Origin of the sequence: Raoultibacter massiliensis, assembly GCF_900199545.1 — a bacterium.
GTDB lineage: Bacteria > Actinomycetota > Coriobacteriia > Coriobacteriales > Eggerthellaceae > Raoultibacter > Raoultibacter massiliensis.
Map to the genome: position 1 here is coordinate 281,481 of NZ_LT962670.1, position 16,465 is coordinate 297,945.

General features: G+C 60.0%; 10 protein-coding genes. 9 read left to right on the forward strand and 1 reads right to left on the reverse strand.

From position 1 onward, the window contains the following. Nucleotides 1-90 precede the first annotated feature (90 nt). From C1719_RS01225 to C1719_RS01260, 8 genes are all read left to right on the forward strand, one after another. Complete coding sequence (locus tag C1719_RS01225; RefSeq protein WP_102373436.1) at nucleotides 91-1,350, forward strand: isochorismate synthase; 1,260 nt, start codon at nucleotides 91-93, stop codon at nucleotides 1,348-1,350. Then, nucleotides 1,343-3,190 carry a 2-succinyl-5-enolpyruvyl-6-hydroxy-3-cyclohexene-1-carboxylic-acid synthase gene (gene menD / locus C1719_RS01230; RefSeq protein WP_102373437.1) on the forward strand — a complete coding sequence of 616 codons (1,848 nt, stop codon included), beginning with the start codon at nucleotides 1,343-1,345 and terminating at the stop codon, nucleotides 3,188-3,190. The genes C1719_RS01225 and menD overlap by 8 nt, the downstream gene beginning before the upstream one ends. After that, nucleotides 3,191-4,036, forward strand: a complete 846-nt coding sequence (gene menH / locus C1719_RS01235) for a 2-succinyl-6-hydroxy-2,4-cyclohexadiene-1-carboxylate synthase (protein WP_102373438.1) — start codon at nucleotides 3,191-3,193, stop codon at nucleotides 4,034-4,036. Between the two features lie 53 nt (nucleotides 4,037-4,089). Continuing rightward, complete coding sequence (gene menB, locus C1719_RS01240; RefSeq protein ID WP_102373943.1) at nucleotides 4,090-4,929, forward strand: 1,4-dihydroxy-2-naphthoyl-CoA synthase; 840 nt, start codon at nucleotides 4,090-4,092, stop codon at nucleotides 4,927-4,929. 65 nt (nucleotides 4,930-4,994) lie between these two features. Next, the gene (menC, locus tag C1719_RS01245) at nucleotides 4,995-7,901 is read left to right on the forward strand and encodes an o-succinylbenzoate synthase (RefSeq protein WP_102373439.1); all 2,907 of its coding nucleotides are present in this window, start codon (nucleotides 4,995-4,997) and stop codon (nucleotides 7,899-7,901) included. Between the two features lie 103 nt (nucleotides 7,902-8,004). Continuing rightward, on the forward strand, nucleotides 8,005-9,483 hold the full coding sequence (locus tag C1719_RS01250) for a basic amino acid/polyamine antiporter (RefSeq protein WP_102373440.1): 1,479 nt from the start codon (nucleotides 8,005-8,007) through the stop codon (nucleotides 9,481-9,483). Between the two features lie 94 nt (nucleotides 9,484-9,577). Continuing rightward, entirely contained in the window at nucleotides 9,578-10,999 is a 1,422-nt protein-coding gene (locus tag C1719_RS01255) for a helix-turn-helix transcriptional regulator (RefSeq protein ID WP_102373441.1), read from the forward strand. 175 nt (nucleotides 11,000-11,174) lie between these two features. After that, on the forward strand, nucleotides 11,175-13,034 hold the full coding sequence (locus C1719_RS01260) for an FAD-binding protein (protein ID WP_102373442.1): 1,860 nt from the start codon (nucleotides 11,175-11,177) through the stop codon (nucleotides 13,032-13,034). Nucleotides 13,035-13,115: 81 nt separating this feature from the next. Here C1719_RS01260 and C1719_RS01265 read toward each other — a convergent pair whose 3' ends face one another. Further along, entirely contained in the window at nucleotides 13,116-15,260 is a 2,145-nt protein-coding gene (locus tag C1719_RS01265) for a leucine-rich repeat domain-containing protein (RefSeq protein ID WP_102373443.1), read from the reverse strand. 340 nt (nucleotides 15,261-15,600) lie between these two features. Between C1719_RS01265 and C1719_RS01270 the strand changes: the two genes are divergently transcribed. After that, complete coding sequence (locus C1719_RS01270) at nucleotides 15,601-16,377, forward strand: arginine deiminase family protein (protein WP_102373944.1); 777 nt, start codon at nucleotides 15,601-15,603, stop codon at nucleotides 16,375-16,377. Nucleotides 16,378-16,465: the final 88 nt, after the last annotated feature.

Consider the following 16,465-nt stretch of genomic DNA (forward strand, 5'->3'; position numbering starts at 1 on the left):
ATAGGATATGCAATGGTAGAATAAAGAAACGTTTAGCGAACCGATACTTTTACTTGATACAGGTCGAATCAGTGTGAATGCGGTGATCCAGTGACGAAAATCTATACCTATACGCAACCGGTCGATGCCGATATCGTCGATGCGTTCTGCGTGCTCCAAAAAGGCTTTACCGATCAGTTCGTGTTCTACGACAAAACGCGTAAGGCGCGCTTCATGGGGCTCGGGCGCTGCATCGCGCTGTCGAGCTTGCGGGATGTAGAGTACGTCGTGCAGGGCGAAACCGGGAAGCCGCCGATCCTGTTCTCATTCAACCGCTTCGATGCCGAGAACCCGAGTCCCGCCGACGAGCTGTTCGCGTCGTTTCCGCGCCTTTCGCTCATGCTTCCCGAGGTGGTGCTCATCGAGGATGAAACCGGAAAGTATTTGCAGATCAACAGTTTGGGCCCAGTGTATGCGGGTCGCGTCGCCCGCTTTTCCCGCCATATCCGGGAAGCGAAGCCGCGCACGCGCGTGACGATTCCCTTCGAGCTCGAACGGGATTCGCGCGAAGCGTGGGACGAGGCGGTTGCCGCAGGCCTTTCGGCCATCGAGGGCGGCCGCGTGGACAAAGTGGTGCTTTCGCGGCGGCAGAAGCTTGTGGCCGCGCATCCGTTTTCCTCGAAAGACCTGCTCGTGAACCTCATCGACGGTCCCGCGCGCGGGACGGTGCTGCTCTATCGCTACGGCGACGTGTTCTTCTGCGGCTGTACGCCCGAACTGCTCGTGCGCAAAAACGATGCCGCGGTTGAGAGCATGTGCTTGGCGGGCACGTGCGCGGCGGGGACCGACGAAGCGCAGCGCAGCCGATTGGCGGAAGAGCTGCTGCATGACCAGAAGAATCTGCAGGAGCATGCCTACGTAGTCGATTTCATCCGCGAAGTGTTCAGGCGCAATTGCCACGATGTCGAGATTCCCGACCATCCGGGAATCCTTCCGCTCCAGCACGTCCAGCACCTTTATACTCCCGCATCGGCCCAAGTGCTTGAGGGGAAAACGCTCATGGGCCTCATGTCCGAGCTGCATCCGACACCCGCGCTTTCGGGTACGCCCGTCGGTGAGGCGCTCATGCTCATCCGCCAGGTCGAAGCGTACAACCGCGGCTTCTTCGGAGGCGCTGCGGGCTATGTGGACGGCGATGGCAACGGCGAGTTCGCCGTTGCGCTGCGCACCGGTGTGTTCGATGGCGAGATCGGATGGCTGTATGCGGGATGCGGCATTGTTGACGGCAGCGTTGCTGCCGATGAGTACGATGAGATAGACATGAAGCTCAAGACCATTCTGAGCGCGTTCGATGGAGAGTGCGATGCCTGACAGGTTCGAAACCCCGCAGGCTTCGGCGCTGTTTCTTTCCGCGTTCTTCGACGAGCTCATTGCGTGCGGTGTTCGCGACGTGGTGGTAAGCCCCGGTTCGCGGTCGACGCCGCTTTCCATGGTGGCCCATGCAAGCAGCATGAGCCTCTACGTTGACGTTGACGAACGGGGTGCGGGGTTTTTCGCCCTCGGGCTGGCCAAGGCGACGGGACGCCCGGTCTGCCTCATCTGCACGTCGGGGACGGCCGTTGCGAATTACTATCCGGCGGTGCTCGAAGCGGAAACGTCGCGCGTGCCCCTTATCGTGCTCACGGGCGATCGTCCGCCGCGCCTGCAAAACCTTGGAGCACCGCAGACGTGCGATCAGCTTAAGGCGTACGGCGATCACGTGCGCCATTTCCAGCAGATGCCGATTCCCGGGGCGAATCCTCAGGAGATCGCGTTTGCGCGCCAGATGGCAAAGACGGCATTCATCGCTTCTGTCGGGACTCCCGCGGCTGCCGGGGAGGACGGCTCGCCGTTTTACGGATGCATCGGCTCTGCGGGGCCCGTGCATTTCAACTTCCCCTTCGACGAGCCGCTCAAACCCGATCTGTCCGTTCGGGGCTTGTTCGAGATCGGGCGCGGGCCGCTTGCGCCCGACGAGCCGATAATCGTGGCGTCTCCAGAGCTTTCCGAGCGGCAGGCGCACGCTGTTCGCGCGGCGATGGGAGGCAGGCGAACCATCGCGCTTGTCGGCGAGGGCACCTGCTTTAATGCGGGCGACGTCGAGGATCTGATCGCGTGGGCCCACCGCTTCTCGATCCCTCTCTTGGCCGATCCGCTGAGCGGATTGCGCTGGGTGGACGACGAGCTGGTGATCGATGCGTACGACAGCGTGTTCGCGAACGGAGAGCAGCCGAGCATCGACTGCGTGATACGTTTCGGCCGCTATCCCGTGTCGAAAGCGTGCTTCGCTTCGATCTGCGCTCGCAGCGCTTCGGCCGAAGCCGATCGAGGCAATGCGGCGGACGGCCTGCGGTCCGAGGGGGCCGATGGCCGCCCCGTCCAGATCGTGGTCGATGCGGTCGAAACGCGCGATTTCAACGTGGCGACCGATCTGTTCGTACGTTGCGCGCCGATGGCGTTCGTCCGCGCGCTTTGCGGCGATGACGAGGGGTGCAGCGGCGAAGCGCAGGCGGCATATGCCGAGGAATGGATCGCACGCAATCGCGCCGCCTGCGCCCGCATCGGGCGGATCGCCGATGCGGGCGATGATGCTGAGGCGGCTTACGTGGCGAAAGCGCTCGAACTCGCTCCCGAGGGATCGCTGGTGTTCGCTGCGAACTCCATGTCCGTCCGCCTGATCGATGCCGTGTATCGCTCGTCGGGAAAGCGCCTCTCCCTTCTGTGCAATCGCGGCCTTAACGGCATCGACGGAACGGTGTCATCGGCGCTTGGCGCCGCGCAGGCGTACCGCCAGACTACGTTCGTAACCGGCGATCTTACGGCGCTTCACGATCTCAACGCCCTTTCGATGCAGCGCGAGCTTACCGTTCATCACGGCGGCGATGCGGCTTCGAGCATCGTGATAGTGCTGCTCGATAACAGCGGAGGCGGCATTTTCGAAACGCTTCCGCAAAAGTCGGAGGATGCGTATTTCGAGCGGGTGTTCCTCACGCCGCAGCGCGTCGATTTCGAACAGGCGGCGCGGGCGTTCGGCGTGCCGTTCGAAAGGGTGGAAACCGTTCGTGGGTTCGAGGAAGCGTATCGGGCCGCGCTTGGCGTCCCCGGGATCAGCATGATCGAGATTCCCTTCGCCATCGAAGGCACGGCTGAGCGGTTCGGGCGGTATCGCTAGATGGCGGGCGCGAGAGAAAGCTGGTTCGAGCACCTTGGGGTCCGCTATCATGTTGCCGAGTGGGGCGATCCGGATGCTCTTCCCGTCGTGCTGCTTCACGGTTTCGCGCAGAGCGCGGAATCGTGGGCCGAAATAGCCCCGCGGTTAGCCGAAGCCCGATTCGTCGTTGCTCCCGAGCTCGTTGGGCATGGGAAAAGCGACAAGCCCGACAATCCTTCGGTTTACGAAATGGACGCAGTGACCGATATGCTTTCCGCGTTCTTGAGCGAGCGGTTCAGCCGAAAGGCGGCGCTGGTCGGCTACTCGATGGGCGGACGCATTGCGCTTGCCCTGGCGTGCGGCGAGCCGAGCAAGATATCGTCTCTCGTTCTCGAAAGCGCGGGGCTCGGGCCGAAGACAGGGCAGCAGCATGCGGCCATGCGGCATCGCGATGCCGCGCTGATCGAGCAGCTTCTCTCAAGCGATATCGAAGCGTTCATGGACGAATGGCAAAAGCAGCCGATTTTCGAATCGCAGAAGAAGCTTTCTTCGGAGGTGCGCGATCGAATCCGCCGCGAACGCGTGGCGAACGATCCGAGGGCGCTCGCCTACACGGTGCGCGGTACGGGGCAGCACAGCATGATCGACTACTCGACGCACATCAAGCACCTGCCCATGCCGATTTTGTACATTGCGGGGATTCTCGATAGAAAGTACCTCAAAATAGCGGAAAATCTTGCTTACGAAGAAAATGTATCCTGCGTGCTGCTCAACACGGGGCACAACACCCATCTTGAAGATCCCGAAACGTTCGCCAGGCAGGTGGGCGGATTTTTGGACAGGCAAGCGAAGCGCGCAGGTCGCTAAGGGCTAAAACGCATCGGCCGCGGGGTCGGCATGCGCAAGAGGGAAGGATGGAAATGGCCGATATCGCGTGGCAGAAGGGCAAATCCTACCAGGAGATCGTCTACGAGACGTTCGACGGCATCGCGAAGATCTCGATCAACAGGCCCGAACGCCGCAACGCGTTCACGCCGCTCACCGTCAACGAGCTCTACGACGCTTTCACGGTGGCTCGCGAAGATGCTGAAATCGGTGTCATAATCCTTACCGGCGCTAATCACGGCGGCCGTCACGAAGATGAGGCATTCTGCTCGGGCGGCGATCAGAAGATTCGCGGCAACGGCGGCTACGTCGGCGAAGACAACATCCCGCGTCTGAACGTTCTCGATCTGCAGAGGCTGATCCGCATCGTCCCCAAGCCGGTTATCGCCATGGTGAATGGATACGCCATCGGGGGCGGTCACGTGCTCCATATCCTGTGCGATTTGTCCATCGCGGCGGAAACGGCGAAGTTCGGGCAGACGGGCCCGAAGGTCGGCAGTTTCGACGCGGGATACGGTGCGGGGTATCTGGCTGCCATCGTGGGCCAGAAGAAGGCACGCGAAATCTGGTATCTCTGCCGTCAGTACACGGCCGCCGAGGCGCTTGAAATGGGCCTGGTGAACAAGGTCGTGCCGTTCGAAGAGCTCGAGGCCGAAACCGTGAGTTGGGCGCGCGAAATGATGCAATTCTCACCGACTGCGCTGAGGTTTCTCAAGGCATCGTTCAATGCCGCAACCGATGGTTTAGCCGGGCTCCAGCAATTCGCAGGAGACGCAACCCTTCTGTACTATACAACCGATGAGGCAAAAGAGGGGCGCGACGCTTTCAAGGAAAAGCGCCAGCCCGATTTTGATCAGTTCCCCAAGTTCCCGTAGGATCGGAAATACCGTACCGAACCTGCGGAAGCGCGTGTCTGTGAAGCGAGGTCGGAACCAAACGCGTGATACAGCAGTTCGAACAGACGATGCGAAGGCGGCCGAACGACGTATTCTTCCAATACGTCGACGGCGCAGGTGATCGTCGCGCGTTTACGTACGAGGAAACCAAATTTTCGGCTGCGGGCCTGGCTCTTCGTTTACGTGATAAGGGCGTTTCCCGAGGGTCGTGCATCGCCGTCGACATGCCCAATTGCCCCGCGTTCGTGTTCATGGCGCTCGCTGCAGCCTACGGCGGGTTTACGCTCGTTGCGCTCAACCATCGTCTGACCGAAGACGAGAAAACCTCCCGCCTTGCCGATCTGCGCATGTCGAGCGGTTTCGAGGTGTCCCGCGTATTCACCGAGCACGATGTCGCTCGGTTGCTCGATGGCGTTCCCGGCGGTTACGACGTGGCGTATCGGATCGAACACGCCATGGGAACCGCCGCCGGCGCGCAGGCCGTCGCCGACGCAAGGGCGCGTGAGGAACTGCACCATTCGGGGCAGGCATCGCAGGTTCCGAGCGCGCAGGGTCAGGGCCTGTTCACGCGTCTGCTCGGAAAGGGCGGCAAGCGAGGGGATCAGGGCGGTAGGCCCCAAAGGGCAGGCGGGCGCACAGCGGGCGGCCAAGCTGGGGAAATCGATTCGCGGTCCATTGTGAATTTTGCCGAACGGGCGCGCGCGGGATTCGACGAGAGCGCATGCGCCCTTATCATGTTCACGAGCGGCACGACGGGCCGCCCGAAAGCCGTGCCGCTTGCGTGGGGGAATCTCATGGGGTCGTCCGAATCGTCGAATGCGGTGCTCAACCGCCATGGCGAGGGCTTATGGCAGGCGGCGCTTCCGATGTTTCACATCGGGGGATTTCAAATCCTGGTACGCAGCGTGCTCAACGAAACTCCTTTTATCCTGTACCGTCGGTTCGATGCAAAGCGAATGCTTGCCGACGTGCGTGAATGCGGAGCGACGCACGCCTCGGTGGTCGATAAGATGCTGCAAGATCTGTTTGCGGCCGATGACGGTGAAACGCTTGCGCGGTATCGGTGCCTGCTTTTGGGCGGTGCCGCGCCGAACCCCAAAACTCTTGGCCGGGCGGTTGCCGCCGAGGCGCGCGTATACGCCAGCTACGGCATGACCGAAACGTCGAGCCAGATCGCCTCCGCACAGGTGACCTCTTCGACTCCCGGATCGCTCAGGCTTCTTCCCGGCTACGAAGCCCGTGTGGTCAATCCCGATGAATCGGGTGCGGGGCAGCTTGCCGTGCGCGGGCCGGGCGTCTTTGGCGGCTATCTCAACGCGCGAACGCCCACGACGGCGGACGGGTTCTTCCTCACGGGCGACACCGCCACGTGCGAACGGGGCAGGCTCACCGTGTTCGAACGTTCGGGCGATATGTTCGTATCGGGGGGAGAAAACGTGTATCCCGCCGAAATCGAGCGGAAGATCATGAGCGTGCCGCAGGTGAGCGATGCCTTCGTGTTCGGGGCCGAGGATCCCACCTGGGGGCGCAGGCCCATCGCATTTGCACAACGCGATGGGAGCGCCGCGCTTCCGGGCGGGGGCGCGGCGTCGCCTCGCGCGTTCGCGCAAGTCGTTCGGGCGAGTTTGGAGCGGCGCCTGTCGAAACTCTACCAGCCGAAACGCATATTCGTACTCGACGAGTTCCCTCGCACGGGTGTGGGGAAGATCGATCGGGTTGCGCTGCAGCGCGCCTATGACGAGCGGCTCGAGGTCAAGCGCGTGACGCTTTATCGCATCGACCAGAAGCTTGCGACTCCGTTTGCCACGGCGAAGACCACGATGCGCACGCGAGAATCGATACTGGTGGAGGTTGAGGACTGGCAGGGAAGGACAGGTCTCGGCGAATGCGTTGCTTTTGCGACCGATTGGTACCTTCCCGAAACGCTTTCCGACGATCTGCGCGTTCTCGAGGATCATCTCATCCCCCTCGTTCTCTCGCAGGTGTATTTGCATCCGAGCGAAGTGTCGGAGTCGTTTGCCGAATGCGCTGCTGCGAAGGCGTATCCTCTTGCCCGAGGGGCGATCGAGCCTGCGTTGTGGGATCTGTACGGCAAGGTTGTCGGCAAGCCGCTCTGGCAGCTCATCGGCGGTGCGCGCGCAAAGCGCGATGCCGATGCGGCGGTTTCGGCTCCGGCGCTCCAAACGCTTGCGACGGCCGAGGTTCGCGCGGGCGTCGTGCTTGGAGTGATGTCGGTTGACGAGACGCTCGCCGAGGTTGGGCGCTACGTCGAAGCGGGATACGATCGCGTGAAGCTCAAGATCAAGCCAGGTGACGACTATCCGCGCGTGCGTGCCGTGCGCGTCGCATATCCTCATCTCACCATCATGCTCGATGCGAACCAAAGCTATGCCGAGTGGGATTTGCCTGCGCTCAAATCGCTCGATAACTTGGGAATACGCTGTATCGAAGAGCCGCTTGACCCCCATCGGGTGCCGAGGGTCGGTCCGACCGATCTGTTCGCTCGGTTGGCCCGTTTGCAGCGAGAGCTTTCGATGAAAGTGTGCCTTGACGAGTCGGTGGTCACCGAAGACGATCTCGCCCGAGCGCTCGAGCACCCTGAGCTTGCATGCTATGCCGTAAAGATCGGCAAGTTTGGCGGCGTGCAGCCCGCGCTTGATTTTTACCGGGAGGCAATGGCTCGCGGCATCGAGCTTTGGATGGCCGGCATGTACGAGACCGGCGTTTCGAAGCGGCTGCATGCTTCGTTCGAGACGCTGCTCGGCATCAACATCCCTGGCGACATCAGTGAAACGGCGCGCTATTTCGAGCGCGATATCACCGACCCCCCGTTTGCGGTTGAGCGGGGATCGGTCGTTCTGAACCAGAAGGGACATGAGATGGGTCTTGGCTGCGACCTCGACAGAGAAGCTCTTTCGCGCGTTCTCGTGGAACGCTGGGATTACCAATAGCGGCATCCTTTCCGATTCATTACAACGTGTCGCAACCCCATTGGCTTTTATGCGGTTTCGAGTATTATGGATGAGCCAACCATACAAGACGGGGTGATACAACATGAGCGAACCATCAGCGTCTCAGGCCGTGCAAGCCGAAGGTTCATCGAGCGGAGGCCTCGGGATCTTTCGTTTGGTTACCACGGTTATCACGTTGATCGTCGGCGGCGGCGTTTTCACGCTGGCGGGGGATCAGGCTGCGGGCGGTGCAAGCGGCGCGGCCGTTTTGACGGCGTGGGGCATTTCGGCGGTGGGCGTGCTGTGCCTTGTTATGACGTTTTTCGCCCTTTCCCGCGTGAAACCCAAACTCAAAGGCGGCATCTACAGCTATGCGAATGCCGGATTCGGCGATTTTCTCGGGTTCAACAGCGCATGGGGCTATTGGATCAGCGCGCTTTTGTGTACGGTGAGCTTCTCGGCGCTTTTGTTCGGGGCTCTTTCCTACTTCTTCCCGATATTCGGCGGCGGGACGAATCTGCCATCGATTATCGGCGCTAGCATTCTCATCTGGTTTTACGTATTCCTCGTATCGCGCGGCGTCAAGGAAGCCACGGGCGTCAACGCCGTTATCACCATTTCGAAATTCGTGCCGATCTTCGTGGCCATTACGGCCATCATCTTTCTGCAGAAGTTCGATCCGGCGATATTCATGGAGAACTTCACGACGGGTGCCGTGCCGGGCATGCCGTTCTTCGATCAGGTGAGCAGCACCATGATGGTGACCATCTGGGTGTTCGTCGGCATCGAGGGAGCCGTTGCCATTTCCGGTCGCGCGAAGAAAGAGCGCGATGTGGGCAAGGCTACCCTCATAGCGTTCGTGTGCGTGCTTTCGATCTATCTCATGGTGAGCGTGCTTTCAATGGGCGTCATGCCGATGTCCGAGTTGGCCCAGCTCGAGAACCCTGCGCTTGCGGGCGTCATGGAGCATGCGGTAGGGCAGTGGGGAGCCATTCTCATCAACGGCGGCGTGGTGCTCTCCCTCGTGGGCGCGATGCTCGGCTATACGGTGCTTTCGAGCGAATCGCCGTTCGAGGCGGCCGAGCAGGGCGTGTTCATCAAGGCGTTTGCGAAGACGAACAAAAAGGGCGCTCCGATCGTCACGTTGGTGGTTACGAACATCATCGTCGAAGTCTTCTACGTCATCATGCTGTTTTCCGACAGCACGTACCAGTTCTTCTATACGCTTTCGGCAGGCATGATCCTTTTGCCGTATCTGCTCTCGGCTGCGTACTTCGCCAAGATCACATTCACTGAACCGGGTGCGTTTGCAGGCAAGCTCGGCGGCAGCATGGTTCTCTGGCGCATCTTCGGTATCTTCGGCGTTCTTTACAGCTTCTTCCTTGCCTGGGCGTCGGGCGCGGTTGGGCTGACGCTCATGTCGCTTCTGTACGCGCCGGGCATCCTTATGTACATCAAGGGGAAGAAGGAGCGCGGGGAGCCATATCTCAAAAGCGCGGTTGACCGGGTGGTGGTTGCGATTATCCTTGTCGCCGCCCTTGTCTCGATCATCTTACTGGTAACGGGAACGGTGGTTTTGTAGCTCGCAGGAAGATGCAAAGGCGCTACAATAGTCAGGGTATTCATGGGAAACCGCACAGTCGGCTTCCTGTTTTATAGCTGACGATGGGCTGTCTATGCATTCATCAAACAAGGTAGCGAGCAAATCTGACGGCAGAGAAGCGCGGCTTCGGCCGAGCGTGCTCACCATAGGTCTGGCTGCTTTGTTTTCGACGCTTTTGATCTTTTCGGGGGCTATGACTTCGTTTCTCGCCCATGAGGGCGTGAGCGATTTCATAAGTTTGTATGCGCGATCGGCGCTGGTTTCGGTGCTGGTGGTTGCAATTCTGGTCGTCGGCGCGTCGCTTGCGGGCAAGAACCTTCCGATCAAAGTGCTTTCAGGGGTCGGTGGAGTTATCCACCTCGTTGCTTGTGCGTTTTTCTGCTATCTCGTTCTTATGGGAGACCAGGGCGCGGCCTTCACGTGTTTCGGCGGAGCTGCAAGCGGAATCGGCTGCGGGCTCTTGTGCCTGACGTGGGGCAAACTGTTCAGTCGCTTCTCGTTGAGCGGGGCATTGCTCAACGTTGCGGTTGCGAGCTGCTCGGCTGCGATCATTTACGCGTGCATCATGATCGCCCCGACCTTGGCGAGCGTCGGCGTTTTCATGGTGTGCGCAGCTGTGGCCGCAGTAACTCCCTCGCTGTTCGGCGGTGGGAGTGACGGGGCTGCCGAAGCGAGGGCGCGCGGACAGAGGGGATCGTCGTTGCCTGCCTTTTTCGGAGTGGTTGCCGAACCCGCTTTCGGGCTGCTCGTGTTCGCGTTCATCATGGGTTTGACCTGCTACACCTATATGGAATGGTACTCTGATTATCTGTTGGCTTCGTTTTTCGCCTCCTCCATTTTGGTTGTCCTGGCTTTCCTGCGTTTGAAGAAGCCCATCGTTCGTCCGCTGTACCGCAACGTCATTCCGCTGTTGGCGATCATCATGCTTGCCGTTTCGAGTATGAGCAAGGCGGTTGCGGGCGGTTCTGCTGCAGAGATGTTCTGCATGTTTCTGCTGTACTCGTTCGCTGCGACGTTGACCATCGCGACGCTGTGCGCGATTGCCCATGCATCGGAGTTTTCGTCGGACTTCATCTACTCGATCGCGTTGGTTCTGTTCGCGGCGGCATCCCTTATCGGGTTGAGCCTTTCCGAGATCCTCTCTGGTGAGACGATCGGCATTGCGGTGACGGTGGTTACCACGGTATACGCAGCGGTTATGCTGGTCGCTCGCAGCATGCATTCTGGCGATGATTCCGCCGCTGCGGAAAACGGGCTCGACGAGGGCGGCTCCGGGACGATGCGGGATCGATGCGATTCGCTTTCGAGCGAACACGCGCTTACCGAACGGGAAAGCGAGATCCTTGTGCTTCTCGCGCAGGGGCATGCGAGTGCTGAGCTTTCCGAGATGCTGTTTATCTCTCCGAATACTGTTCGCACGCATATCCATAACATGTACCGCAAGCTTGGGGTCGCCTCTCGCGAGGAGCTCTTTCAGCTTATCCGCTCTCGGTAGCACGGGGGATTCTAACCATACTGTTTATCAGGTATAACGAAGTAGTGAATCACCTCGTTGATATGATAGCGGGATAAATAAACGCCTCTACGTATTGTCTAAACATCCCTCGCGTTCGCACAATGCAACCGCTTCGAAGCGAAGCCGCATGCATGATGAAACAAGGAGGGAAAACATGGATGTATCACGACGCAGTTTTTTAAAGGGTGTTGCAGGAGCGGGTCTTGTGGGTGCGACGGCTGGTTTGCTTGGGTGCTCCCCGCAGGAAACGAAGAGCGCGACGGCTCCTGAGCCGACCGCAAGCGCCGAGGCGGCAACGGTGCCGAAGGGCTATGTTTGCAGCGAGGATTGGCTCGGCGCGGCTCCCGTCATCGACGAAGCGGACATTGCGGAAACGAGGAGCTTCGACGTTGTCGTCATCGGCGGCGGGCATGCAGGGACGCAGGCTGCCTTGGCTGCCGCCCAGCTTGGAGCGAGCGTCGCCGTCATCGAGAAGCATAAGGATGGCGAGATCGTCTATCGCGGCGACGATATATGCTCGTACAACTCCAAGCTTTTGGAAAGCTGGGGATTCGGCCCGTACAACCTCGAAGACATCGTGAACGAATACATACGTCGCGCGGCGGGCAGGTGCAACAGCGAAGTCATCCGCTCGTTCGTATACAATTCGGGCGAGATGATGGACAACCTTGTTTCCATCGTTCCCGAAACGTCTACCGTATTCGATTACGAGGGCAAGCAGTGCACGGTGCAGATCGCCTACGAGAAGCCGGATGGAGCTGATTATCCTATCCTGAACGGCGGGCTTTACCAGTGGGCTTCGACCGTTCAAACGCTGAATTCGATGAACGAGGCGCCTGTCGGAAAAAACGGGCTCACCGGCATTACGCGCTTGGCCGAACTTGAGGTTTACTCGCGTGAAGCGGCGGAGGATCTCGGTGCGGTGTGGTACTGCGACGAAAGCGCGCTGGTGTGCACGCAGGCTGCCGACGGGTCGGTGACCGGCGTCATCACGCAGGACGGGGATCGCAAGAACATCAAGTACGAGGCGGCCAAGGGCGTCATTCTTGCGACAGGCGATTTCGGCGCCAACACCGACATGGTCTACCAGCTGTGCGACGAGTGCGGCGAATACGCCGAGCGCCACGGCGTGGATCGCGAAATGCTGACCGGCATGACCGATTGCGATGGCTCTGGACACAAGATCGGTTGCTGGGCGGGCGGCGCCATCGAGGGTCATCCGCGCCCGGTTGCGGGCAGCGCCCCGGTCATCGGATTCGGGCCGTGGGGTTCGACTCCCTGCCTGTGGATGAACTGCCAAGGCCGGCGCTTCATGAACGAGGAATGCAGCGCGCTGCTTCTCGCGCAATCTATCCGCCAGCCGATCTCGCAGGAAGGCATGATGGGGAACTTCGCTGTGATGGATAAGAAGTACATGCAGTACGTGCAGAAGTGCGGGCTTGATCATGGGTCGCCGAACTGGGGCTTCGACCAGGGTATGGAAGCGTTCGACGAAGCGATGCAAGCGACTCCCGAGAACGGCAGCATCAAAGTGACCACGATCGTCATCGCGAGCTACAGCGAAGAACAGAACAAGATGCTCACCTACGACGTGTTCGTGGGCGATACGATGGAAGAGGCCATGAAGAACTCCGGCCTTTCGGGCGACGCGCTCGCAACGGCGCTCGAGACGGTCGAACAGTACAACGAGCTGTGCGCTTCGGGAACCGATACGCAGTTCGGCAAGAGCTCCGATATGCTCATCCCCATTGACGAGGCTCCGTTCTACGTTGCCGTTCAAGCCACGTCGGCTCTGTACGGCCCTGGATTGAACACGCTTGCGGGCTTGTGCGTCAACGGCAACTACCAGGTGCTCACTATGGACAAGACGGCGGTCATCCCCGGCTTGTATGCGGTCGGCAACACGATGGGCGAGCGCTACGGCAACTCGTACAGCTGCCCGTCGGCAGGCAACAACATGGGCAACGCCCTTACGAGCGGGCGCGTAGCCGGAAAGCATGCGGCTTCGGCGTAAGCGCTGCCTAGGATAATTCGGGCAAACGGAAAGCGGGCGGATCGTTTGATCCGCCCGCTGGCGTTGGGATGCTTCTGGGTTTTATTGCTCGCGGCGACGTGCGCTGAGGGCGATGGCTCCGACGGCGACGAGGGCGGCGGCTGCGAGGGCGCAGGCGCCGGGCAGGAGGGAGTCGCTGGTGTTGGCGAGCTTGCCGCCTTTGCTGTCGGGGTTCGCAGGATCGGGCACAGGCGTCGGATCGGGGTCAGGATCAGGATCGGGACCTGGAGCTTCGGGCGTGGTCATGTGCGTGAACACGTAGTGCGTCATGTTGCGCAGCTCGTCTTCGTCGGTGTTCGCGATGGTGCCGGCGTCGAAGTGCTTCGCGAGATCGCCCGTGTAGCGGAAGTCGAGCGCGACGATATGGTGCAGGTTCTGGGGCTGGTGCGTAACCGAATGCGTGCCAGAACCAGACACGTACGCGAGCGCCGTGTCGGCACCGCCGGGCGTCTGCGAAAGCAGGCGGGCGCCCTGGAATTCGACGTCTTCGAACTTCGGGGTGGCGCTCACGGTGTGGGCGGCGGTCGTTTCCCCGATGTTCCAGATGTACATGAACGGATACTGGGCGTGCGCTCCGCTCATCGTTCCGAGCGTCGAGAGGATCGTGAGGAAGTCGGTCGATGTGGTGAAGCTCGTTCCCGCAACGGCGTTGAGGGCGTTGATGAGCCACTGCTTGGTCGAATCGGCGGTGATGGTCTGCCCGTTAACGGGCGCGAAGAGCCCGAGCGCTTTAACCAGGTTGGCGTCGACGCTCGCGGAGAAGTCGATCACGTACGGCGCGGGCAGCGTCTGGGCGAGCAGTGCGTTGATCGCTTCGCCGAGCGAAGCGGCGGCGGGCTGTCCGAACGTGTTCACAAGATCGTCGTTGAGCGCGTCGAGCAGGTCGGCGCGGGTAGCCTGCAGCATCTCATCGGTGACGGGAGTCGCAGGATCGCTGTAGGCGAGCACGGTGGTGATCAGGTAGTCGATCAGCTGGTCGGGGTTCATGGCGAGCACGCGATCGAGCGAGAGCTCTTGCAGCGACTGCACGATGAGCGGCTTGTACCCCGCCCATTCCTGCTCGGTCATGAGGGGGTAGCCCGAGTTGTCCAGATCGGTGGTTGCCATCCATCCCGCAACGGCGAGAAGATCGTCCATGTTCGTGATGTATTGTACGGGCACGTCGGTGCGGCCGAATGCATCGTAGAGGTTGATGTTCGGCCCGATAGTGGCCGCCATGCTGCCGAACAGATCGTAGGCCGTCGAGGCGAAGAGCTTGTCGGTATCGTAGTTCCAGAGCATGGTTGCGATGGAGAGGGCGATCTCGCGCTCGTCGGCGTTGAGCTCGTCGTAGTCGGATATGTCGCCGATATGCACGGGAGAGAACTCGCCGCCGGAAACAGCCAGGTCGGTCTCCATGGCAACGGGCTTGTCCTTGGAGTCTTTGCTGGTTGACGAAAGGGACAGCGATAGCGAGTGGCTGTCGATCCCGTTTTCTATGAGCGTAGTCCAGTCGCTGGGGGAGATGACCGTTCCGCTCGAATCGAACCAGAGGCGCGCTTCTTCCTTTGTGGTTTGAATCCAGGTGTCGGATACGTCTACGCTGATGTAGTCGTATCCGGGCGTCGTCATGTAATCAGCGAAGGGGACGGCGAAAAGATCGGTGGGAAGCGAGGTCAGGCTGTTGCCGTACAGGTATACGAAGCGAACCTTCGGGTTGTTTGCGAACAGGTTCGCGGGTATCTCGGTCAGCCGATTCCCCTCGATGTCCACCGCCTCGAGGTTCGGCAGGTCGGCAAAGGCGTTTCCGTCGATGGTCGCAATGTTGTTGCCGTAGAAACCGATTCTTTCGAGGGAGGGGTTGTTCTGGAATGTATCGGCTTCGATGGAAGTCATCGGGGTGTAGGCGATCGTCAGGCTGGTGATGTTCGGGAAAAGGCGGAGGTCGTCGAGCGATCCGATTGACTGGTAGAAGAAATAAAGGCTCGTCATGGCTTCGAGATCGGCTTCGGTCCAGGGAGCTCCGCCGTTCGTTTCGCCGTACTCGTCGTAGAACGCCTGCGCGAAGCCAGGGTCGTCGAACAGGTCGTCGTAGTCTGCAGCGAACGCGCTCGGTGCGAACGAGCAGGCAAGCGCGATCGAGATCAGAATTGAAAGGAGCGCTTGCTTTGCCGAGTGGGCGCGCTCTGGTCGTGCGGATGCGTTCATGGAGTCCCCTAACCGTGTGGTGACACATCGAATCCAGTATAGCGATTTGATTGTAATATATTACCAAAATTCGGTAAGTGGATACCATAAAAGGGACGTTCAATGTTGGCGCAGGGTCTCTTGAGAGTTCGTGCGGAGACTTGAGCGGGAAGTCGTTGCATGGAGCAGCGGTTGCGCGCGGCTTGTTGACGGACTCCTTCCGTGCGCAGGGCATGCGCGTTGTCGGCAACAGGTTGAAAACCCCTTTGCGCCGATGCTTCCAATTTCTCGAAGTTGAGCGATAATCGATAGCTGCAACAGTCTGCCCAATCCGTCGCCGCAGGCGATGGGCGAAGGAGGAATCGCAATGTTTACGAACGTGATCGTCAGGCGTCCGAGCAAATCGCTGGTGGACGGTATTACTTCAGCACCTGAGCTGGGTAAGCCTGATTACGAGTTGGCGCTCAAACAGCACGACGACTACATTGCCGCGCTCAAGGAATGCGGTGTCGAAGTGACGGTGCTGCCCGCTCTCGAGGAATTTCCCGATTCGTGCTTCGTCGAGGATACGGCCGTCATCACGCGTAAGGGCGCCATCATTGACAATCCGGGCGCAGGCACGCGCAATGGCGAGGCTAAGGCGATGGAGCCGACTATCCGCGAGTTCTTCGACGACGACCATATCGCCTACATCACTGCTCCTGGTACGCTTGAGGGCGGCGACGTCATGATGGTGGGAGATCACTTCTTCGTCGGTCGCTCCGCCCGCACGAACGAAGAGGGCATCCGTCAATTTATCGAGATCCTCGAAGGCTGGGGCCTTTCGGGTTCCGAAGTTCCGCTCGAGTTCGTGCTGCATCTCAAGACGGGCGTTAACTACATCGAGGACAACAACATGCTCGTTTCGGGCGAGTTCATCGAGAAGCCTGATTTTGCGGAATACAACAAGATAGTCATTCCCGAAGACGAGGCGTATGCCGCCAACTGCATCTGGGTTAACGGAACCGTCATTGTTCCCGAGGGATATCCCACCGTGCTCGAGAAGATTCAGGAAGCGGGTTATAAAACCATCACGGTCGATACCTCGGAGTACCGTAAACTTGATGGTGGTTTGAGCTGCTTGAGCCTGAGGTTCTAGCGCTCGTACCCTGCACGGGGTACAATAGGCGCGTACGCAACTTGGCGAATACAGTATGGCGAGCGCCCCCTAGGGGGCGCTCGTGCGT

What these genes read in the sequence shown, in the direction of transcription:
- C1719_RS01250 (WP_102373440.1), top strand. Translation starts at nt 8,005, where the DNA reads ATGAGCGAACCATCAGCGTCTCAGGCCGTGCAAGCCGAAGGTTCATCG.
- C1719_RS01255 (WP_102373441.1), top strand. Translation starts at nt 9,578, where the DNA reads ATGCATTCATCAAACAAGGTAGCGAGCAAATCTGACGGCAGAGAAGCG.
- menD (WP_102373437.1), top strand. Translation starts at nt 1,343, where the DNA reads ATGCCTGACAGGTTCGAAACCCCGCAGGCTTCGGCGCTGTTTCTTTCC.
- C1719_RS01265 (WP_102373443.1), bottom strand. Translation starts at nt 15,260, where the DNA reads ATGAACGCATCCGCACGACCAGAGCGCGCCCACTCGGCAAAGCAAGCG.
- menB (WP_102373943.1), top strand. Translation starts at nt 4,090, where the DNA reads ATGGCCGATATCGCGTGGCAGAAGGGCAAATCCTACCAGGAGATCGTC.
- C1719_RS01260 (WP_102373442.1), top strand. Translation starts at nt 11,175, where the DNA reads ATGGATGTATCACGACGCAGTTTTTTAAAGGGTGTTGCAGGAGCGGGT.
- menH (WP_102373438.1), top strand. Translation starts at nt 3,191, where the DNA reads ATGGCGGGCGCGAGAGAAAGCTGGTTCGAGCACCTTGGGGTCCGCTAT.